Origin of the sequence: Achromobacter sp. UBA5777, assembly GCF_002418565.1 — a bacterium.
GTDB classification, from domain to species: Bacteria; Pseudomonadota; Gammaproteobacteria; order Burkholderiales; family Burkholderiaceae_B; genus Achromobacter; species Achromobacter animicus.
This window is the reverse complement of sequence record NZ_DIEJ01000189.1, coordinates 1-19,522: the sequence shown is the minus strand read 5'-3', so window position 1 is coordinate 19,522 and position 19,522 is coordinate 1. Positions and strand designations below refer to the sequence as shown.

Genomic DNA, 19,522 nt, shown 5'->3' with positions numbered 1-19,522 from the left:
TCCTGACCGATAAAAGCGGTCATTCTTCATGTTCGAATTTATAAAGGGCTCTGCCCCTCAATGAACGCACAAAAATTCGCTGCAATTTCTTGAATTCGAGAATATAAAACGATGCCTCGCCCACCTGAAAAATGCGATCTGGCGTTATACCAGTACAATAAGCTTCGTTTCAGCTTCGTGGATCTTGACGCCGGCGAACAGCAAATTCTCACCAGTGATCCATGGTCATTCCTCAGTTCAAACCTTCAGGGGCGCCTGGACAAGAGCCGAGGTTCCAACCGTCAAAAAATTGAGCGGGCGCTATACTTTGCATCGTTGGCTGAGGACTTCTACCGCGCTGCAGAGAATGTGCCTTTACCTGCCAAGGGCACATTGCTTTACTATGGCATGCTGGATCTGGTGAAAGTATTTCTCTGCTTGAACGGTGTACCTCTAGAGACCAAACCCGAGCATCATGGATTGATCCTGCCCATTGGAAAGACGTTGAAAGTGGAGGCAAGACCACCCATGAGAGACGCGATCAACGTCTTCGCCCATTTTTGCGAACTGCTAGGCAAGCCAGTGCAACGCGCTGCCGAAATCGACTTCCAACACGCGCTATCTCATATCCCAGAGGTCCATGGTATCTACACTGGGTTGGGCCACATCCGCAAGCGGAAACTCCTGCCTGTTAGCGTCGAGTTTCAAGTAAGCGCGGCTCGCGATCGTCTTTTCACGGAAATCATCTATGACAAGGAGCATGAGGCCAAGGTCGAAACGAGGCGTTTCTTAACTGGTTCGCGAGAGAAGTACTTTAGAGAGGGCTTCCCCCGATCCGGCAAGATCGTATATCGCGCCGCAAGGCGGAAAGCCTACACCAGGGAGAATATTCATCGTATATATCGGAACATCCATTCCGAGTATCGGAAGTTTGATATTGTGCCAATCCTGACTTCTCATGGATATCGGTATTATGTGGACCTTCGCCCTGGCGAGCTTCCTCATTTAGGCTACGCCATGTTAGTCATGTTTTACCTCGGTAGCGCTGCGCGGTATCGCCCACTTGAGGTGAAATCTCTTCTTCAGGGAAGCTTGCGTCCGCTGGTTAGTGAATTTGTAAGTCTTACTCCGCGCCAATTCCTTTACCAAATCGTCTCCATCATTACAAAAAAGGAATGCGTTATCCCTTTCTCATCTGTCTGAATTCATCGCTGCATCTGAATTCGAGGAGGGGACTTCTCTTTTATACGTTTGGCCAAATTGGACGGCCTAAGTAGTTGCGGTCTTTTACAGCCCGCCTTTGGCCGATAGCCGATCGACAATGAAAGATCGTATACACCAGAGGACATGATCTCCAAGGCATCCCATGCACCACCGCCTAGTCCGCCGAGTCAGGGCATTTCGCCCGAAGTTAAAGCCACGATTCGTCCCAACGTTCGACTTCGCCAGCATCAGTCTTAGTCTGCGAGGCCAAGGATCAGGGCGGATAAATGGTGCGTAGGCGCGTCGAAATCCCGGCATCCGGTAGTGCAGCAGAACCTTCCGTAATTTCAGCGTGCGAAAACGTGGAGGGCCTACTGCACTTAGCCGGTATGCGTCGGTTCACTGTGGCGACCCACCCTTATTGATGAGTTCTGTAGGCCAAATATCAGACGACGTAACAGCGCTACCCGCTCAATTCGTCCGCTTCTGATTCGCGCCCCGGGTGATCCCGATCCAGACCTCGCTACGTTGCTAGCAAGCCACGCCTTATCCCCAACCCGTCTCGCCACCCACACCGTCGCCCCCCCACACCCGGCATCCTCCACCACATGCCGCACCACCTCAAACCCATTCCCCGCCAACAACTCCCGATACTCCGTCCCCTCCAAACTCCCGTGATACAGCGGCCTCCCTTCAAACTCCCCAATCGCCTCACCCAACCCCGGCCCGCTGGTAAACATCAACACCGCCCCCGGCGCAGCCAACCGCCCAAACTCCCCAAACATCCCCCGCTGATCCTCAGGCGACAAATGAAAAAAGCTATGCCAAGCGATCAACCCATCAAACGGCCCCGCAACCGGCATCTTGCGCATATCCCCAGCAACCCATTGATGCTCAGGAAACGCCGCCTTCGCCCGATTCAATAACGGCACCGACGTATCCACACCCGTAATCCGGCAGCCACGCTCAATCAGATACTGAGCAATCGGCACCCCAAACCCACACCCAATATCCAGCACCCGCGGACTCGCCCCCGGCAGCAGCGCCAGAAACGCATCCAGCCACGCGCGCTCGATCAGCCCATTCCCCCGCAGCCGCACAAACGCGTCGGCATGCTCTCGATAGATCGACACCACGTCATCAGCAGGCGACTTGGACATCTTCAAACTCCCGTAACGGCACCCAGCAAAACCCAGCCCCTTGGCGAGCGAATCACCCGCAGACGCCCGCATCCCCATGGAAGCACTCCCAAGCCTCCGACTCAATATCCTCAATCACCACCCCATCCTCACCCGCGATGGTGAACTGCTCCTGGCTATCCCCGATACTCGCCGCCCCATCCAACCCCAGCAGCAGCGAATACATCGTGTCCCGCAGCGCCAGATCCAGAACACCACGCACACCCTCAAGCTGTTCCGGCGACAACCCCAATCCCCGCACCTTGGCCGCGACGGCACTCCCGCCATCCGCCGCCATAAACGTCTCCAACAGCTCACCCCGCAGCGCATTCCAGTTGCCGACAAATTCCTTCGCGTCCATTCGATTCCCTTAACCGTGCCCCAACCCGCGGCCGCATACCCAACCCCAACCGCGATTCAATCAATCCAAAAAAAACAAGGGCCGCATAATCGCGGCCCCTGCATTCACAACCCTCTAACCCTCATCAAGCCTTACGCACCTGAGCAATCAGCGCATCCAGTTGCTTCAGCATCGAATCCACTTCCTCAGCCGTCACATTCAGCGCAGGCATGAAGCGCAGCAAATTCGGACGCGGCGCATTCAGCAGCAGACCTTCCGGCGCCTGATTGCGCGCAGCCTCGACAATCGCCGGACCATCATCACGATCCATCACCAGCGCGCGCAGCAGACCCATGCCGCGTTCGCCCTTCATGCCGTACTTGGCCGAGATGGCCAGCAGGCCTTCGGACAGTTGCTTGGCGCGGGCATTGACCGCGTCCATGAAGCCCGGCGCGACCAGCGCGTCGAAGACGGCGACGCCGACGGCGGTGGTCAGGGGGTTGCCGTTGTAGGTGCCGCCTTGGTCGCCGTGCTGGAACACGCTGACTTCCTGACGGGCCAGCAGGGCGGCCAGCGGCACGCCGCCGCCGATGCCCTTGGCCAGCGTCATGATGTCGGGGACGACGTCAAAGTGCTGGTAGGCGAACATCTTGCCGGTGCGGCCCATGCCGGTCTGGACTTCGTCGACGATGAGCAGCAGCTGGTTCTCATCGGCCAGCTTGCGCAGGCCTTGCATGAATTCCTTGGTGGCGGGCAGCACGCCGCCTTCGCCTTGGACGGGTTCCAGCATGATGGCGACGGTCTTGTCGTCGATCAGCTTGCGCACGGATTCCAGGTCGTTCAGTTCGGCCTTGGGGAAGCCTTCGACCTGCGGGGCGAACATCTTGTCCCAGCCCGGCTTGCCCGATGCGGACATGGTGGCCAGGGTGCGGCCGTGGAAGCCGTGGTTCATGGTGATGATTTTGTAGGCGCCGTTCTTCTTGACCTGGCCCCACTTGCGCGCGAGCTTGATGGCGCCTTCGTTGGCTTCGCCGCCGCTGTTGGCGAAGAAGACGCGGTCAAAGTCGGACGCGCCGGTCAGGCGCTGAGCCAGCTCGATCGAGGGGATGTTGTAGAACGCCGGCGACGGGTTCATCAGCTTTTGCGACTGTTCGACCAGCGCGCGCTGCATTTCGGGCGCGGAGTGGCCCAGGGTGTTCACTGCCCAGCCCTGCACGAAGTCCAGGTATCGCTTGCCCGCGTGATCCTCCAGCCAGGATCCCTTGCCGCTGACGAACACGAGGTCCGGGCGGGAGGTGATCTCCATGAGGGTGTCGACGTTGAACTGGCTGAATTCCATGGCGGTTCCTGCGGGATGTAAGGACAGGGGATGAGGGAAATTTCGGGGAACTTCCCCGGGGGACGCGCGAAAAGGCAAATGTAGCACCGACGGGGGGATGCTATCGTGACGCTACCCCTCCGATCTGCCCCGGGCCGGCCTCACAAGGGCTGCCAGCGCGGGCACTCTATTTTATGCAGGCGATGCGCCCCTCGCGCGCCGTCCGCCGTCGCTTTTTACTGACCAATCATGAAACGTATTCTTTCCAGTCTTGCCGCCGGCCTGGCGTTGGCCGCCGCCATGACGCCCGCCCACGCGGAATATCCCGACCGTCCCATCCGCCTGATCGTGCCGTTCCCGCCGGGGCAGGCGACCGACATCTTTGCGCGCGCGCTGGCCGAGAAGCTGGGCGCGGCGGTCAAGCAGCCGATCGTGGTGGAGAATCGCGCGGGTGCAGGCAGCAATATCGGGATGGAGCAGGCCACGCGCGCGGCGCCGGATGGTTACACGCTGGTGATTGCGGGTAGCGCGGCGGCGGTGAACCAGACGCTGTACAAGACCATCAATTACAGCCTGACCAAGGATTTTGCGCCGGTGTCGGGGGTGTTCTCGGTGCCGCTGATGTTCCTGGCGACGCCGGCGTCGGGCATTACGTCGCTGCAGCAGCTGGTGACGCAGGCGCGTGCGAATCCGGGTGAGCTGGCGTATGCCAGCGCGGGGATTGGCGGCACGCAGCATTTGTCGGCCGAGATGTTCAAGGCGGCGGCGGATATTGATATTCGCCATATTCCGTACAAGGGCAGTGGTCCGGCGCAGGCGGATTTTCTGGGGCATCAGGTGCCGCTGATGGTGGACTCGGTGACGGCGGGGTTGCCGCATGTGCAGAGCAAGAAGGCGGTGGCGCTGGCGGTGACGACGGCGAAGCGGTTGCCGCAGTTGCCGAATGTGCCGACGGTGGCGGAATCGGGTTATCCGGGGTTTGAGGCGATTGGCTGGGCGGCGGTGTTGGCGCCGAAGGACACGCCTGCGGAGATTACCAATGCGCTTAGCAAGCAGATCGGGCAGGTGTTGAATACGCCGGAGATGCAGAAGTTCTTCCGGGATCGTGGCGCGGAGCCGATGCCGTTGACACCTGAAGCGACGGCGTCGTTTATTGCTTCGGAAGTGGATAAGTGGGGCAAGGCGGTGAAGCAGTCGGGCGCGCAGGTGGATTGAGCGCGTTACTGGATTGATGTCGCTGGAAGCCGTCCCTGAATCAGGGGCGGCTTTTTTGTTGATGGGCTTGGGGTCTGAGTTCGGCGTTCTTCGGGAGGCCGGCGGCATCTTGCCGGGTGTCAGACACCTTCTCGACCTTCGCACCGCAAATCGCGATTGGGTGGTTTTTCTGGATGATCCATCCAGCTTCAGGTGGTTTATCGGGCGCGGGCGCCTGCCTAAGCTCGTAGCTTCATCGAAACCTGAAGGAGATTTTCCATGGCGGACCATTCGATCAAGGGCAAGGTCGCGATCATCGCGGGCGGGGCGAAGAATCTGGGCGGGCTGATTGCGCGCGACCTGGCCGAGCAGGGCGCCCGCGCGGTGGCGATCCATTACAACAGCGCAGCGTCGAAGGCCGAAGCCGAGGCGACCGTGGCGGCGGTGCAGGCGGCGGGCGCCCAAGCGGTGGCGTTGCAGGGTGACCTGACGACGGCGGCGGCAATGGAGAAGCTGTTTGCCGATGCGGTGGCGGCGGTGGGCAGGCCCGACATTGCGATCAATACGGTGGGCAAGGTGCTCAAGAAGCCCTTTACCGAGATCAGCGAAGCCGAGTACGACGAGATGACGGCGGTAAATTCCAAGACGGCGTTTTTCTTTCTGCGCGAGGCGGGCCGGCACGTGAATGACAACGGCAAGGTGTGCACGCTGGTGACGTCGCTGCTGGGCGCCTTCACGCCGTTCTATGCGGCCTATGCGGGCACGAAGGCGCCGGTGGAGCATTACACGCGTGCGGCGGCCAAGGAGTTTGGGGCGCGGGGGATTTCGGTGACGGCGGTGGGGCCGGGGCCGATGGATACGCCGTTCTTCTATCCGGCCGAGGGCGACGATGCCGTGGCGTATCACAAGACCGCGGCGGCGCTGTCGCCGTTCAGCAAGACGGGGCTGACGGATATCGAGGACGTGGTGCCGTTCATCCGCCATCTGGTGAGCGACGGCTGGTGGATCACGGGGCAGACCATCCTTATCAACGGCGGCTACACGACCAAGTAGGCGTCAGACCAGGGAGCGCGGCATGCATATGGCAATGGTGATCGGAGGCGGCGCGGTGCTGTTGGGCGTGTTTCTGCTCTTCGGCAAGCTGTGGGGCGGCGATGCGGCGGCGCTGGCGGTGGCGGCCAAGGCGTTCATCCCCGTCTGGCTGGTAGTGTCGCTGGTGAACATGTGGGTGGGCGTGACCCATGCCGGATACACCGTGCGCGAGGAATTGCCGATTCTGGCGATCGTGTTTCTGGTGCCGGCGGCGCTGGCTGCGGTGGCGATCTGGCGTAGCGGCTGACGCGGCCGGATCGGATCCCGATCAGCCCCCCAATTGCGGCTATGCTTTTCATGCCCTGCGCGCGCGCCCGGTCAACGGGATGTCGCGCGCTTTCCCGTTGCCCCGTCCCCCCGCATCGCCACAGGCCGCTCATGGACCGATTCGACCAGTACCGCGTGTTTGCGCAGGTTGCCGAGATGGGCAGCTTCATCAAGGCGGCCCACGCGCTGGATGCGCCCCGGGCGTCCGTGTCCGCCGCCATCCAACAACTTGAAACCCAACTTGGCGTGCGCCTGCTGCATCGCACGACGCGGCAGGTGCGGCTGACGGCGGACGGCGAGCAACTGCTGGAGCGCGTGCTGCCGCTGCTGGCCGAGGTCGAAGACATCGACCAACTGTTTCAGGCGAGCGATCGCCAAGTGTCCGGCAAGCTCAGCATCGATGTGCCGAGCCGCGTGGCGAGACGGCTGATCGCGCCGCAATTGCCCGGCTTGCTCCGCCGGCACCCGCGCCTGCAGGTTGTTCTAAGTTCAACCGACCGAGCCATCGATCTGGTGCAGGAAGGCGTGGACTGCGCGGTGCGCATCGGCACGCTGCACGACAGCAGCCTGGTGGTGCGGCCGCTGGGCAGCATTTCGCTCATCAATTGCGCCAGTCCGGCCTACCTGCGCGAACACGGCGAACCTACGCGGCCGGATGATCTGGCGGACGGGCATTGGGCCGTGGGGTATGCGTCGCCCACGACGGGACGGGAGCTGCCCTGGGAGTCGCCATCAGCCGATGGCAGCGTGCGCCAGGACCCGGTCCGCAGCCGGGTGGTGGTGAACAACGCAGAAAGCTATATCGCCTGCTGCCTGGCCGGGCTGGGTCTGATCCAGATTCCCCGGTTCGACGTGCAGCATCTGCTGGATGCGGGCGAATTGGTCGAAGTCATGCCCACCGCGCGTGCAGCGTCCATGCCGGTGTCGCTGCTGTATCCCCACCGCCGCCAGCGGTCGCGGCGGCTGGCTGTTTTTCATGAGTGGTTTGCGGGTGTGATGGCGCCATATATTGACTCCTGACCCTCGACGCCTGACCCTCGGCGCCGGCCCGTCGACGCCCACATCTCGACGTCCGCATCCGGTCGTCTGGTTCAACGCCCGCCCCCGGCGGTCCGCACGGTCCAAAGCAGTGCCGGCATGCGCGCTCGCGGCGCATCGGCCGCACCATGGCGGGGCGCGGGATGCACCATCCCCGCGTCGCTCCCAGTACATGAGACATGGCATGGAACTTGCATTGAATGCGTTTGTATACCGACTTGGTGTGCAACGCATTGACCCACCCGGGCAGTGCGGGCCCTGGAGAGTTCCTCATGAAACGCAGATCCCTGTTGCTGTCCCTTTGCGCCGCCGCCACGCTGCTGGCCGCCCCTGTGTCGCACGCCGACGCGCTGGACGATATCGTCAAGGCGGGCGTCATCAAGATCGCCGTGCCGCAGGACTTTCCGCCGTTTGGGTCGGTGGGATCGGACATGAAGCCGCTGGGCTATGACATCGACACCGCGCAACTCATCGCCAAGCAGCTGGGCGTGAAGCTGGAACTGGTGCCGGTCACCAGCGCGAACCGCGTGCCCTATTTGCAGACGAAGAAGGTGGACCTGGTGATCTCCAGCATGGGCAAGAATGCCGAGCGCGAGAAGGCTATCGACTTTTCTGAAGCGTACGCGCCGTTTTTCAACGGCGTGTTTGGCCCGGCGGACCTGAAGGTGTCGTCCGCCGCAGATCTGGCCGGCAAGACCATTGGCGTGACGCGTGGCGCGGTGGAAGACATCGAGCTGACCAAGATTGCGCCCGCGTCCGCCACGGTCAAGCGGTATGAAGACAACAACGGCACGATCACCGCCTTTCTGTCGGGACAGGTGCCGATGATCGCAACGGGCAACGTGGTGGCCGCGGCCATCCTGGCGCGCAATCCGCCCAAGAAGCCCGAGACGAAATTCCTGATCAAGAACTCGCCGTGCTACATCGGCCTGAACAAGGACGAACCGAAGCTGCGCGCCCGCGTGAACGACATCCTGGCGGCCGCCAAGCAGGACGGCTCGTTGTCGGCGATCTCGCAGAAATGGCTGGGCGCCGCGCTGCCCAAGGATCTGTAGACGGATCGGGGCCGTCATGGCTTACGAGTACGACTTCGCCTCGGTGTTCGAGTACACGCCGGTGCTGCTCAAAGGCATCGGCGTGACGATCGAACTGATTGCGTTCGGCGCGGTGGCGGGCGTGGCGATCGGCATCGCGGGCGCCTGGGTGCGCACGCAGGGGCCAAAGTGGCTGCGCGCGCCGGTCACCGCGTATGTCGAGCTGATCCGGAACACGCCGTTTCTGATTCAGCTCTTTTTTGTGTTCTTCGGCCTGCCGTCGCTGGGCATCCAGCTTGGCGAGATGCAGGCGGCGTGTCTGGCGATGGCGCTGAACCTGGGCGCCTATAGCACCGAGATCATCCGCGCCGGCATCGACGCCACGCCGCGCGGGCAGTACGAGGCGGGCGCCAGCCTGGCGCTGTCGCGCCTGCAGGTGTTTCGGCACGTGGTGCTCAAGCCCGCGCTGATGCGCATCTGGCCGGCGCTGTCGTCGCAGATCGTGATCGTGATGCTGGGGTCGGCGGTGTGTTCGCAGATCGCGGCCGAGGACCTGACGTTTGCGGCGAACTTCATCCAGTCGCGCAATTTTCGGGCGTTCGAGGTGTACCTCGTGACGACAGGCATCTATCTGGCGCTGGCCCTGCTGCTGCGGCAGATCCTGCGCATGACCGGGCGGCGGTTGTTCCGCAAGGCGGCAAGATGATCGAATTTTCCACCTGGGACATCGTGCGCAACCTGCTGCTGGCGGCGCGCTGGACGATTGTGCTGTCGCTGGCGGCCTTTGTGGGCGGCGCGCTGATGGGCGTGCTGGCGCTCATGATGCGCACGTCGCGTGTGGCCGCGATGCGGCGCATCAGCTGGGCGTATATCGAACTTTTCCAGGGCACGCCGCTGCTGATGCAGTTGTTTCTGGCGTTCTTCGGGCTGTCGCTGATCGGCGTGGAGGTGCCGCCGTGGCTGGCCGCGGGCGCGGCGCTGACGTTGTGGTCGGGCGCGTTTCTAGCGGAGATCTGGCGCGGCTGCGTGGAGGCCGTGCCGAAGGGACAGTGGGAAGCGTCGGCCAGCCTGGCGCTGGGATACGTGCAGCAGATGCGCTACGTGGTGCTGCCGCAGGCGCTGCGCATTGCGGTGGCGCCCACCGTCGGCTTTGCGGTGCAGATCGTCAAGAGCACGGCGCTGACATCCATCATCGGGTTCACCGAACTGTCGAAGGCGGCCACGGTGATCACCAACGCCACCTTCAGCCCATTCACCGTCTATGCCTGCGCCGCGCTGATTTATTTCGCGCTGTGCTGGCCCCTGTCGCGCCTCAGCCTTCGGCTGGAAAGGAAGTTGCATGCCCCTCATCGCCCTTGAAGACGTCCGCAAGCGGTTTGGCGACAACGAAGTGCTGAAAGGCGTGACGCTGCGCGTCGAGCCCGGCGAGGTGATTGCCATTATCGGCAAGAGCGGCTCGGGCAAGAGCACGCTGCTGCGATGCATCAACGGGCTGGAGCAAATCGACGGCGGCGCGATCATGGTGGCCGATGCGCAGCTGGGCGACGACGAGCTGCGGCTGCGGGCGCTGCGGCTGAAGGTAGGCATGATCTTTCAGCAGTTTAATCTGTTCCCGCACCTGACCGTTGGGCGCAACGTGATGTTGTCGCCCATGGTGGCCAAGCGCGTCCCCGAGCTTGAGGCCGCGGACATGGCGCGCGCCATGCTGACTCGCGTGGGCCTGGCGCACAAGTTCGACGCGTGGCCGGACGAGCTGTCGGGCGGGCAGCAGCAGCGCGTGGCGATCGCACGCGCGCTGGCGATGCAGCCGCTGGCCCTCTTGTGCGACGAGATTACGTCGGCGCTGGATCCGGAGCTGGTCAATGAAGTGCTGGCGGTCGTGCGGGAACTGGCGGCCGACGGTATGACGCTGTTGATGGTGACGCACGAGATGCGGTTCGCGCGCGAGGTCTGCGATCGCGTGGTGTTCATGCACCAGGGCCGCGTGCACGAGATCGGCCCGCCCGAGGCGCTTTTCACCACGCCGGCCACGCCCGAATTGCGGCAGTTTCTGGGTATGACGAACCTGGCGGCCTGATCGAAACCGGGACCTTGTTCACCCTGTCCCCGTTTGATGGCGTGACTTCGTGCCGGCGCGGCCGTGCGTCGCCCGCCGCCTCCGGCAAGTAAAAATGCACCACCTGTCCTGGTGCTTATAGCTCTATCGCGGGTGCGGCACGGTTCCTATATTGGACTTGTCCGCTGCCGGACTTCGGGTTTCCCCGGCGCGGTTTCACCCCACCTGAGACCTGAGGAGCGATGACATGGACAAGGACCGCATCAAGGGCGCCGCCAAGGAAGTGAAGGGCGCAATCAAGGAAACGGCTGGCAAAGTGACAGGCAGCACCCGCACCGAGGCCGAGGGCAAAGTGGAAAAAACCGAAGGCAAAGTGCAGCGTAATGTAGGCGAGGCCAAGGATCAGGCACGGGACTTGCTGGACAAGTAATCGCGGCTGCCAAGTGGCACCCGCAACGTCCAACGAACGCCCGAAGGAGAAGAAAATGACCAACCGTATTTGGCTTGCGATGCTGCTTGCGATCTCCGCCGTGACCGCCGGCTGCAACACGATGGAAGGTGCCGGCAAGGATATCGAACGTGGCGGGGAGAAGATCCAGAACCAGGCCAAGTAAACGCTGGCTGCCTGCATCAAAGGGTCGGCGCGTTGACGGCGCGCCGGCCTTTTTTCGTTTCTGCGCCGGGCAGGTTAAGCGGCGATGCAGGACAGGGCGAGCAAGCGGTCGCTCGGCAACTTCACTTGCCAGTCCGCCCGCAGCGCCCCCTGACTCAGCGCGAAAAGCCGCGCGCCGAGATTTCCCAGATATCTTCCACCACGCCATTTCGCACAACCACCAGCCCGTCATGGAGGTTGAACGTGGGATCGACGTGCGAGGGCACCAGTCGCAGCACCGCGCCCAGGTCGGGCGCCTGCGCCCCCGCTTCCACGCGCACGACGCCGTGTTCGTCGTTGATGGCGGTGTAGGTCAGGCCCGGTTCGCCAAAGATGGCGGGCGGGCCGCATTCTGCGGTAGTGGACTTCAGCCCCGCATCCAGGATCACGCGGTCGGGCGCCGGCTTGCTCATGACGGTGGCCAGCACGAACAGGCTGTTCTGGAAGGACAGCGGGCCGTCCCATTCGTTGGCGCCGTAGTCGCCGTCCATGAAGGCGTAGGAACCGGCCTGCAATTCGGTGTAGACGCCGCTGGCCGCATCGAACTCGGCACTGCCGGTGCCGCCGCCCGTGATGGTGTCGCACGCGATCCCGCTTTCGCGAAGCAGTTGCGCATACGACGCGGCAATGCGCGCCGCTTGGCGGCAGACCTCGGCGCGCTCCTCGCGCGTGCGGTAGTGCTGCACCGACCCGTGATAAGCCTGTAAACCGGCGAAGTTCACGCCCGGCAGGTCGCGCGCCTGCTGCGCCAGCGCCAGCACGAGGGCATCATCAGACACACCGCAACGGCCCTGGCCGACGTCCACTTCCACCAGCACGTCGATCTGCGCGCCCGTCTGCACCATCGCTTGCGATACCTGCGCCAGGTTGTGCGCGTTGTCCACGCACACGCTGACCTTTGCCACGCGCGCAAGCTGTCCCAGCAACGCCAGCTTGGCGGGACCGACGACTTCGTTGCTGATGTGGATGTCCTGCACGCCGGCGGCCACAAAAGGCAGGGCTTCGCTGACCTTCTGGCAGCAGATGCCGCGCGCGCCAAGTTCAAGCTGGCGCAGCGCGATCTGCGGACACTTGTGCGCCTTGGCGTGCGGCCGCAGCGCGACGTCGTGGCGGTCGGCCCAGGCCTGCATTGCGCGCAGGTTGGCCTCGAAGGGCGTCAGGTCCAGCACGAGGCTGGGCGTATCGACGCGGGCCAAGGGATCGCCCGGCTGTGCGGGCGGGGGCAGCGCAATGCCGCGTATGACTTCCTGGGACATCCTGATGACTCCGTAGTCTGACTGCATGAGCGATAACGCACGCATAACCAAAGCGGGACCACCCATAACCAAATGGGCGATGCACCCCCAGGTAAACGATAGCCCCGTAACCATTGGCTACCAGTGGGCGACATGACAGAATTTCATCATGAAAACGGCCCCCGAGGGGAGGCCCATTTCCGGCGCGCAGCACGCCGCGCCGGCGATGACAAGACGAACCACGTCACCCGACAGATCTGTCATTACGACACGGAGAAGCTCGCATGAAACTCAAGCACTGGATCACCGCCCTGACCGTCGCGGTCGCCGCTGTCGGCGCCACGGGCTCCGCACAGGCCCAGCAGTTCTTCCGCATCGGCACGGGCGGCACGGCCGGCACGTACTACCCGATCGGCGGCATCATCGGCAATGCGGTCTCGCAACCCGGCAAGCTGATCGCCACGGCGGTCGCGTCCAACGGATCGGTTGCCAATATCAACGGCATCATCGGCGGTTCGTTCGAAGCAGGTTTCACGCAATCCGACGTGGCGTTCTGGGCCTACAGCGGCACGGGCACGTTCGAAGGCAAGCCGAAGGCGCAGGATCTGCGGCTGATCTCGACGCTGTATCCGGAAAGCATTCACTTGGTGACGCGCAAGGGCGCCGGCATCAAGAGCGTGGCCGACCTGAAGGGCAAGCGCGTGTCGATGGACGAGCCGGGCTCCGGCACGCTGGTCGACGTGCGGCTGATTCTGGGCGCGTACGGCATGACGGACAAGGACATCAAGGCTGAATACCTCAAGCCCAACCAGGCGGGCGACAAGCTCAAGGACGGCGGGCTGGACGCGTTCTTCTTCGTGGGCGGCGCGCCGGCCGGCGCCATCGCCGAACTGGCCTCCACGGGCAACATCGAACTGGTGTCGCTGGTGGGCCCTGAAATTGACGCGCTGCGCGCCAAGCAGGAGTTCTTCACGCCCGACGTCATCGCCGCCAACACGTACCAGAACCTTCCCGAGGTCAAAACCATCTCGGTGAATGCGCAGATGGTGACGTCCGCCAAGATCCCCGAGCAGACGGTGTACGACGTGACCAAGGCGCTGTATAGCGACGCCACGCGCAAGACGCTGGACGCCGGCCACGCCAAGGGCAAGCTGATCACGCGCGAAAACGCGACCAAGGGCGCGGGCATCCCGTTCCACCCAGGCGCCGAGAAGTTCTACAAAGAGATTGGCCTGCTGAAATAGTAGGCCCCCCCCCCCGAGCGCCTGCGGCGCTTCCCCCAGGGGCGCCGGTGGCGGACCGGCAGAGCCGGATCCGCGCGGCCCCGCTTGGGCGGCTTCGGTTCTTTTTGCGTGTGGCTTGCCTTTGTAGAGGTTGGCGGGACGCGTAGGTCTTTATGTGGCGGCGTTTGTTTTGGCGCCGCATCTGAGCAGGGCCGCCGTTGCGCGGCCCTGCTTGCTGGATCACCTTGAGAATCACCGCGATGGAAATCGATCACGAGAAAACCCAGAAGCTGGCGGAAAAGTACGATTCGGAAATCCGCTTCCGGCCGCTGGACAAGACTGCCACGTGGATCGTCTCGGGCCTGCTGGTCACGCTCTCGATCTTTCATTACTACACCGCCGGCTTCGGCCTGCTGCGCGAGGCGACGCACCGCGGCGTGCACCTGGCCTTCGTGCTGAGCCTGATCTTCCTGGTGTTCGGCTTTTCCAAGTCGCATTACCAGCGCGAGCCCAAGTCGACCTGGTACGCGCCGGGCGGCATTCCGCTTTACGACTGGATCATCGCGATCGCGTTGGCCCTGTCGGTGCTGTATATCCCGTACATCTTCGAGGACCTGGCGTTCCGCGTGGGCAATCCGCTGCCGCAGGACGTGCTGATGGGCTCGATCCTGCTGATCGGCCTGTTGGAAGCCACGCGGCGCGCGATGGGCTGGCCGCTGCCGATCATCGCGATCGTGTTCATGGCGTACGCGATGTTCGGGCCGTACTTCCCCGGTCTGCTCAAGCACGCGGGCAATACGTGGTCGCAGGTCGTCAATCACATGTACCTGACCAGCCAGGGCGTGTACGGCGTGGCGGTGGGCGTGGTGGCAACCTACGTGTTCCACTTCGTGCTGTTTGGCGTGCTGGCCACCCGCATCGGGCTGGGCCAGTTGTTCCTGGATGTGGCCTCGACGGTGGCGGGGCGCTATGCGGGCGGGCCGGCCAAGGTGTCGGTGTTTGGCTCAGCGATGTTTGGCATGATTTCTGGGTCGTCGGTGGCCAACGCCGTGACGGTGGGTTCCCTGACCATTCCGGCGATGATCCGCGTGGGCTATCCGCGCCATTTCGCGGCGGGCGTGGAAGCCGCCAGCAGCACGGGCGGGCAGATCACACCGCCCATCATGGGCGCGGCCGCGTTCCTGATGATCGAGTTCCTGGGCATTCCGTACCAGCAGATTGCGATCGCGGGCATCTTTCCGGCGTTCCTGTACTTCTTCGGCATGTTCATGCAGGTGCACTTCGAGGCCAAGCGTGAAGGCCTGCGCGGGCTGACCGCCGAGGAAATGCCCAAGCTCAAGCAGTCGTTCAAGATGCGCTGGCCCACGCTGATTCCGCTGGCGATGCTGATCGGCATGCTGGCCAGCGGCCGCACGCCGTATCTGGCGGCCTTCGCGGGCATCACGGGCTGCATCGTGGTGGGCATCCTCAATCCGTATACGCGGCTGCGGTTGCGCGACCTGTACGAAGCCTTTGAAACCGGCGCGAAGTACGCGCTGGCGGTGGGCGCGGCGGCCGGCACGGTGGGCATAGTGATCGGCGTGGTGACGCTGACGGGTGTGGGCTTCAAGATCTCGTACATCGTGATCGCCGCGTCGCAGGCGCTGGCGGCGGGCGCGGCGATCTTCCTGCCCGAGGCGTTGACGGACATGCAGTCACTGACGCTGATCGCCGCGCTGGTGATGACCGGCATCGTCTGCATCCTGATGGGCTGCGGCGTGCCCACGACCGCCAACTACCTCATCATGGTGGCGGTTGCGGCGCCGACGCTGGTGCAGTTGGGCGTGCAGCCCATTGCGGCGCACTTCTTCGTGTTCTATTTCGGCATCCTGGCGGACATCACGCCCCCGGTGGCGCTCGCCGCGTACGCGGCGGCGGGCATGGCGGGCAGCGATCCCTTCAAGACCGGGAACACGGCGTTCCGGCTGGGCATCACCAAGCTGCTCGTGCCGTTTGTCTTCGTGTTCTCACCGTCGCTGCTGATTTCGGTGCAAGGATTCACCTGGTACGAGTTCTTCGTGACCCTGTTCGGTTGCATGATCGGCCTGGTGTTGCTGTCGGCCGCCTTGTCGCGTTTCATGCTGGTCGGCATGAAGAGCTGGGAGCGGTGGCTGTGCACCGTTGGTGCGCTGTTGACCATCATTCCGGGATTGACCAGCGGCATCATCGGATTGGTGATCTGCATCCCGGTCTTCATCCGTCAGCTGGCGGGCCTGAAACTGGAGAACGCGCCCAAGGCGGCGTGACGCAGGACGCGAAGAGCAAAAAAAGGGGCGGACCCGCACGGGACCGCCCCTTTATGCTGAATCAGCCATTTTGTCAGCATTTGGGTGCAAAATAGGCGTCCTTGCGCGCAAGGTGACGTAGTACAACACCCGCCTTTTAGTCGGTTGCCCGGCAAAATAAATCGGCGTAAAGTAAAATTCATGTTTGCTGGTCTGCCGATATGCGGGCCGACTGTGCAAACAGGCACAAACTGCGCCATATGTTCGATATCCTGGTCTATCTGTTCGAGAATTACTACACGCCTCAGGCCTGTCCTGCTGCCGATGTGCTCGCCAAGCGGCTTGCCGCTGCCGGTTTCGAGCACGAGGACATCGACGACGCGCTCGGTTGGCTGTATGGCCTTGCCGAGACCACCGAACGGTGCGTTGACCTGGCCCAGGCGCCCACGTCCGGCACCCGGATCTACACCGATAACGAATATCAACAGCTTGGCACCGAGTCCATCGGCTTCATCGCCTTTCTGGAATCGGCCGGCGTGTTGCCCGCGCCCCTGCGCGAGATCGTCATCGACCGGGGCCTGGCCTCGCCGGAAACGCCCGTGCCGCTCTCCAAGATCAAGATCATTGCCCTCATGGTTCTCTGGAGCCAGGAAGCCGAGATCGACAATCTGGTCCTCGAAGAGCTGCTCGACGAAGAAGGCGGGCGCCTGCTGCATTGAGCACGCGTTCCCGCGCCACACTTTCCAACCCCTCAGCCCGCGCTTGATCGTGCGGCCTGAAGTCTTGTCTACGTTCCCTTGAATTACGTTGGCCGCTTCGCCCCAAGTCCCAGCGGACCGCTGCATGCGGGTTCGCTGGCGACCGCGCTGGCGAGCTGGCTGGACGCGCGCGCGCAACGGGGGCGCTGGCTGCTGCGCATCGAAGACGTGGACACGCCCCGCACGGTGCCGGGCGCCGCGGACGTCATCATGGGGCAGTTGCAGACGCTGGGGCTTGTCTGGGACGGCGACATCGTATGGCAGTCTCAACGCAACGACGCCTACCAGGCCGCGTTTGATGCGCTTGCCGCGCAGGGTCTGATCTATGGCTGCGGATGCACGCGGCGCGAGATCGCCGATTCGGCGCTGCGGGGCCAGACCGCGCCGGGCGCTGATGGCGAAAGACCCTATCCCGGCACCTGCCGTCACGGACTGCCGGCGGGACGCGAGGCCCGTGCGTGGCGCTTGCGCGTGCCTGAAGGGCTGGAGCGCTTCGAGGATCGCTGGCTCGGCGCGCAGGAGCAGGACGTGGCTCAGGCGGTCGGGGATTTCGCGCTGCGGCGGGCCGACGGGCTGTGGGCGTACCAATTAGCCGTGGTGGTGGACGATGCCGCGCAGGGTGTGACCGACGTGGTGCGCGGCGCCGACCTGCTCAGTTCCACGGCGCGCCAGCGCGTGCTGGGGCGCCTGTTGGGTTTGCCGCCGTTGCGCTACCTGCACGTGCCGTTGATTCTGGACCCCGCCAGCGGTTTGAAACTGTCCAAGCAGAATGGTGCGCCGGCGATCGACACGCGTGCGCCGCTGCCGACCTTGCAGGCCGCGTGGGCGGCACTGGGATTTACGCCGCTGCCCGCTGCGGATGTCGCGTCATTCCTGCAAGACGCGACGGTGCGCTGGGCCGAGCGGTTTCCGGGCTGAGCGGCGGCTCTGCGCGACCGATTGAATCCGCGCGAATCCGGGTCAAATCGGCGTCCCCCGGGAAACGCCCTGCACACTTGACGCTGCATCCGTTTACAACGGCTGCAGATCCGCCCCCAGCATCCGCACCAGCAACGCTTCGCCGTCGTCGGCCACGCGCAGCTCGCCGAAACGCGCGACTTCATACCGCGCCGCTTCGCCTTCCGGAAAGAACCACGCGTTGGTCACGATGCGCACGCCATTGCCGCGCACGCGATAGCGCAGCGGCACTTCGGTTTCGGCGTGCGGATGAACATCGGGCTGGATGCGCACGGGCTGCGCCACGCCGCGCGCGTCCGGCGTCAGCATCACGTACCCGTCAGGTTCATATCCCATTACGCCGTCCAGATCTTCCCGTTCGCCGCCCAGCCGCAAGCGCGTCACTTCGCGCCCGGCGGCAAAATTGAGGGCCATGTAGTCGCCCTGCATGAGCGAACGCGGATCGACCGGGGCAAGCTCCAGAATGACCACCTTGCCCGACGCCAGCAGCTTTTCGCGGTCCCAGATGCCAAAGTTGGCCGCCGCCAGCACCAGCGCCAGACCGCCCAGAATGGCCGCAGTGCGCCAGCGCAAGGCTGGGGACACCGGCGGCATCGGGCGTGGCTGCACGGGCGCCTGCGTGCGCATCAGGCGCGGCACCAGCCACACCGCGGCGCGCAGGACGAACAGCAGGAGCGCCGCGCCGCTGAGCCACAACGCCTTTTGCAGCAGCGGCAGTTCCAACTGGTAGTAATAGACACCCAGGTACGCCAGCAGGCTGGCCGCGCCGAAGATCATGACGCGCGATTGGTTCAGGCCGAACCCCAGCAAAAGCCACGTCAGGGCGAATCCGACGCCCGGACTGGGCAGCCAGAACAGCGCCAGCAGCAGCAGACCGATCGGCACGCCCCAGGTGACGCCCCCCGTCAGCAAGCGGCGGCGTGGCCACAGGACGGCCAGCGCGGCGGCCATGGGGAGCAGGGCGCCCGCGACGATCAGCACAGCGGTTCGCGGCGCCAACTGCCAGATGGCGGGCAATTCAATGACGGAAATGCCGCTCGCCAGCCAGACCATGCCCTGCACGGACAGCAGGAAAGCCCACGCCAGCGGCTGCAGCGCATGGCCGCGCCGCGCGCCCACACGGTGGCTGACGGTCAGGATGACGGCCGTGGCCCATGCGCCGATCACGCCGATGGGCAACCACAGGAAGGTGGCCCGGGTCGCGTCGAAACGGATCCAGGCGTCCATCAGGTCTTCCTGCATGAGATCGGGCGACAGGCCGCGCCAGATCAGCGCGGCGCTGGCCAGCGCGATCAAGAGGCCGCTGAGGAACCGCAGGATTACGTCGGGGCCCAACGCATAGACCGCAGCCGCCATCAGCAGCACGAAGAAGCTGGCGCTGGCGAACGAGGTCGAACTGGACAGCCCGAAGATGATGAGGATCTGCCCTGTGAAGGCCATCGCCGTGCCGCATTGCCGCCAGAATGGACCGGCATCGCTGCGCAGCACCGCCACGCCCGTGGCGCACAGCACCAGCCCGGCGACCAGCGCGCCGCCTTCGGTGGTGATCAGATTGGAGAACGCGACGAACAGCAGCAGGAGCAGGGTGGCCAGCCAGGCGGACAGGCCCAGCAGGCACTGCACGTACCAGGGCGGCTCGGCGCGCGGCACGGCGGCGGGGGCCAACTGGGCGACGGGCGCGCTGGAATCGGCGGGGTCCACGGCATTGCCGGCCGATGCGCCGGCGGGTTCGGC

General features: G+C 63.8%; 20 protein-coding genes. 15 read left to right on the top strand and 5 right to left on the bottom strand.

Annotated elements, in window-relative coordinates:
- Nucleotides 1-111 precede the first annotated feature (111 nt).
- Nucleotides 112-1,182 (top strand): YaaC family protein, encoded by a 1,071-nt coding sequence (locus B3446_RS14915; RefSeq protein ID WP_291382961.1) that lies wholly within the window; start codon nucleotides 112-114, stop codon nucleotides 1,180-1,182.
- 380 nt (nucleotides 1,183-1,562) lie between these two features.
- Here the strand turns inward: B3446_RS14915 and B3446_RS14910 are convergent, their stop codons facing one another.
- The 3 genes from B3446_RS14910 to B3446_RS14900 form a co-directional block, all read right to left on the bottom strand.
- Nucleotides 1,563-2,342, bottom strand: a complete 780-nt coding sequence (locus B3446_RS14910) for a class I SAM-dependent DNA methyltransferase (protein WP_291382959.1) — start codon at nucleotides 2,340-2,342, stop codon at nucleotides 1,563-1,565.
- A gap of 52 nt (nucleotides 2,343-2,394) precedes the next feature.
- Nucleotides 2,395-2,721 (bottom strand): hypothetical protein, encoded by a 327-nt coding sequence (locus tag B3446_RS14905; RefSeq protein WP_291382957.1) that lies wholly within the window; start codon nucleotides 2,719-2,721, stop codon nucleotides 2,395-2,397.
- A gap of 124 nt (nucleotides 2,722-2,845) precedes the next feature.
- The gene (locus B3446_RS14900; protein ID WP_218342422.1) at nucleotides 2,846-4,039 is read right to left on the bottom strand and encodes an acetylornithine transaminase; all 1,194 of its coding nucleotides are present in this window, start codon (nucleotides 4,037-4,039) and stop codon (nucleotides 2,846-2,848) included.
- A 228-nt stretch (nucleotides 4,040-4,267) separates the two neighbouring features.
- On the opposite strand from B3446_RS14900, the gene B3446_RS14895 reads away from it, so the two are divergent.
- From B3446_RS14895 to B3446_RS14850, 10 genes are all read left to right on the top strand, one after another.
- Nucleotides 4,268-5,233 (top strand): Bug family tripartite tricarboxylate transporter substrate binding protein, encoded by a 966-nt coding sequence (locus tag B3446_RS14895; protein WP_291382956.1) that lies wholly within the window; start codon nucleotides 4,268-4,270, stop codon nucleotides 5,231-5,233.
- A gap of 258 nt (nucleotides 5,234-5,491) precedes the next feature.
- Complete coding sequence (locus B3446_RS14890) at nucleotides 5,492-6,265, top strand: SDR family oxidoreductase (protein ID WP_291382954.1); 774 nt, start codon at nucleotides 5,492-5,494, stop codon at nucleotides 6,263-6,265.
- A gap of 22 nt (nucleotides 6,266-6,287) precedes the next feature.
- Complete coding sequence (locus B3446_RS14885; protein WP_286896704.1) at nucleotides 6,288-6,551, top strand: hypothetical protein; 264 nt, start codon at nucleotides 6,288-6,290, stop codon at nucleotides 6,549-6,551.
- A gap of 131 nt (nucleotides 6,552-6,682) precedes the next feature.
- On the top strand, nucleotides 6,683-7,591 hold the full coding sequence (locus B3446_RS14880; protein ID WP_291382951.1) for a LysR family transcriptional regulator: 909 nt from the start codon (nucleotides 6,683-6,685) through the stop codon (nucleotides 7,589-7,591).
- Between the two features lie 290 nt (nucleotides 7,592-7,881).
- Nucleotides 7,882-8,664, top strand: coding sequence for a transporter substrate-binding domain-containing protein (locus B3446_RS14875; RefSeq protein ID WP_191578342.1), 783 nt, complete (start codon nucleotides 7,882-7,884; stop codon nucleotides 8,662-8,664).
- A 16-nt stretch (nucleotides 8,665-8,680) separates the two neighbouring features.
- Nucleotides 8,681-9,349 carry an amino acid ABC transporter permease gene (locus B3446_RS14870; RefSeq protein WP_291382950.1) on the top strand — a complete coding sequence of 223 codons (669 nt, stop codon included), beginning with the start codon at nucleotides 8,681-8,683 and terminating at the stop codon, nucleotides 9,347-9,349.
- On the top strand, nucleotides 9,346-10,002 hold the full coding sequence (locus B3446_RS14865) for an amino acid ABC transporter permease (protein ID WP_191578344.1): 657 nt from the start codon (nucleotides 9,346-9,348) through the stop codon (nucleotides 10,000-10,002). Before B3446_RS14870 ends, B3446_RS14865 begins: the two co-directional genes overlap by 4 nt.
- Nucleotides 9,983-10,720 (top strand): amino acid ABC transporter ATP-binding protein, encoded by a 738-nt coding sequence (locus tag B3446_RS14860; RefSeq protein ID WP_291382948.1) that lies wholly within the window; start codon nucleotides 9,983-9,985, stop codon nucleotides 10,718-10,720. Before B3446_RS14865 ends, B3446_RS14860 begins: the two co-directional genes overlap by 20 nt.
- 226 nt (nucleotides 10,721-10,946) lie before the next feature.
- Nucleotides 10,947-11,129: a CsbD family protein gene (locus B3446_RS14855; RefSeq protein WP_108696639.1), complete on the top strand. Its 183-nt coding sequence runs from the start codon at nucleotides 10,947-10,949 to the stop codon at nucleotides 11,127-11,129.
- 55 nt (nucleotides 11,130-11,184) lie between these two features.
- Nucleotides 11,185-11,313: an entericidin A/B family lipoprotein gene (locus B3446_RS14850; protein WP_279971362.1), complete on the top strand. Its 129-nt coding sequence runs from the start codon at nucleotides 11,185-11,187 to the stop codon at nucleotides 11,311-11,313.
- 154 nt (nucleotides 11,314-11,467) lie between these two features.
- Here the strand turns inward: B3446_RS14850 and B3446_RS14845 are convergent, their stop codons facing one another.
- Entirely contained in the window at nucleotides 11,468-12,607 is a 1,140-nt protein-coding gene (locus tag B3446_RS14845; protein ID WP_291382946.1) for a DSD1 family PLP-dependent enzyme, read from the bottom strand.
- Between the two features lie 263 nt (nucleotides 12,608-12,870).
- Between B3446_RS14845 and B3446_RS14840 the strand changes: the two genes are divergently transcribed.
- The 4 genes from B3446_RS14840 (at nucleotide 12,871) to gluQRS (ending at nucleotide 17,749) form a co-directional block, all read left to right on the top strand.
- Entirely contained in the window at nucleotides 12,871-13,830 is a 960-nt protein-coding gene (locus B3446_RS14840) for a TAXI family TRAP transporter solute-binding subunit (protein WP_291382945.1), read from the top strand.
- Between the two features lie 239 nt (nucleotides 13,831-14,069).
- On the top strand, nucleotides 14,070-16,094 hold the full coding sequence (locus B3446_RS14835; protein ID WP_291382944.1) for a TRAP transporter permease: 2,025 nt from the start codon (nucleotides 14,070-14,072) through the stop codon (nucleotides 16,092-16,094).
- A 239-nt stretch (nucleotides 16,095-16,333) separates the two neighbouring features.
- On the top strand, nucleotides 16,334-16,792 hold the full coding sequence (locus B3446_RS14830) for a DUF494 family protein (RefSeq protein WP_056565848.1): 459 nt from the start codon (nucleotides 16,334-16,336) through the stop codon (nucleotides 16,790-16,792).
- Between the two features lie 78 nt (nucleotides 16,793-16,870).
- Entirely contained in the window at nucleotides 16,871-17,749 is an 879-nt protein-coding gene (gene gluQRS, locus B3446_RS14825; RefSeq protein ID WP_291382942.1) for a tRNA glutamyl-Q(34) synthetase GluQRS, read from the top strand.
- 93 nt (nucleotides 17,750-17,842) lie between these two features.
- On the opposite strand, the gene B3446_RS14820 is transcribed toward gluQRS, so the two are convergent.
- Nucleotides 17,843-19,522 (bottom strand): GDYXXLXY domain-containing protein (locus tag B3446_RS14820; RefSeq protein WP_291382941.1); only part of this gene is annotated, 1,680 nt, incomplete at its 5' end.

Coding starts and splice junctions, on each gene's coding strand:
- B3446_RS14915 (WP_291382961.1), top strand. CDS start 112: ATGCCTCGCCCACCTGAAAAATGCGATCTGGCGTTATACCAGTACAAT.
- B3446_RS14910 (WP_291382959.1), bottom strand. CDS start 2,342: ATGTCCAAGTCGCCTGCTGATGACGTGGTGTCGATCTATCGAGAGCAT.
- B3446_RS14905 (WP_291382957.1), bottom strand. CDS start 2,721: ATGGACGCGAAGGAATTTGTCGGCAACTGGAATGCGCTGCGGGGTGAG.
- B3446_RS14900 (WP_218342422.1), bottom strand. CDS start 4,039: ATGGAATTCAGCCAGTTCAACGTCGACACCCTCATGGAGATCACCTCC.
- B3446_RS14895 (WP_291382956.1), top strand. CDS start 4,268: ATGAAACGTATTCTTTCCAGTCTTGCCGCCGGCCTGGCGTTGGCCGCC.
- B3446_RS14890 (WP_291382954.1), top strand. CDS start 5,492: ATGGCGGACCATTCGATCAAGGGCAAGGTCGCGATCATCGCGGGCGGG.
- B3446_RS14885 (WP_286896704.1), top strand. CDS start 6,288: ATGCATATGGCAATGGTGATCGGAGGCGGCGCGGTGCTGTTGGGCGTG.
- B3446_RS14880 (WP_291382951.1), top strand. CDS start 6,683: ATGGACCGATTCGACCAGTACCGCGTGTTTGCGCAGGTTGCCGAGATG.
- B3446_RS14875 (WP_191578342.1), top strand. CDS start 7,882: ATGAAACGCAGATCCCTGTTGCTGTCCCTTTGCGCCGCCGCCACGCTG.
- B3446_RS14870 (WP_291382950.1), top strand. CDS start 8,681: ATGGCTTACGAGTACGACTTCGCCTCGGTGTTCGAGTACACGCCGGTG.
- B3446_RS14865 (WP_191578344.1), top strand. CDS start 9,346: ATGATCGAATTTTCCACCTGGGACATCGTGCGCAACCTGCTGCTGGCG.
- B3446_RS14860 (WP_291382948.1), top strand. CDS start 9,983: ATGCCCCTCATCGCCCTTGAAGACGTCCGCAAGCGGTTTGGCGACAAC.
- B3446_RS14855 (WP_108696639.1), top strand. CDS start 10,947: ATGGACAAGGACCGCATCAAGGGCGCCGCCAAGGAAGTGAAGGGCGCA.
- B3446_RS14850 (WP_279971362.1), top strand. CDS start 11,185: ATGACCAACCGTATTTGGCTTGCGATGCTGCTTGCGATCTCCGCCGTG.
- B3446_RS14845 (WP_291382946.1), bottom strand. CDS start 12,607: ATGTCCCAGGAAGTCATACGCGGCATTGCGCTGCCCCCGCCCGCACAG.
- B3446_RS14840 (WP_291382945.1), top strand. CDS start 12,871: ATGAAACTCAAGCACTGGATCACCGCCCTGACCGTCGCGGTCGCCGCT.
- B3446_RS14835 (WP_291382944.1), top strand. CDS start 14,070: ATGGAAATCGATCACGAGAAAACCCAGAAGCTGGCGGAAAAGTACGAT.
- B3446_RS14830 (WP_056565848.1), top strand. CDS start 16,334: ATGTTCGATATCCTGGTCTATCTGTTCGAGAATTACTACACGCCTCAG.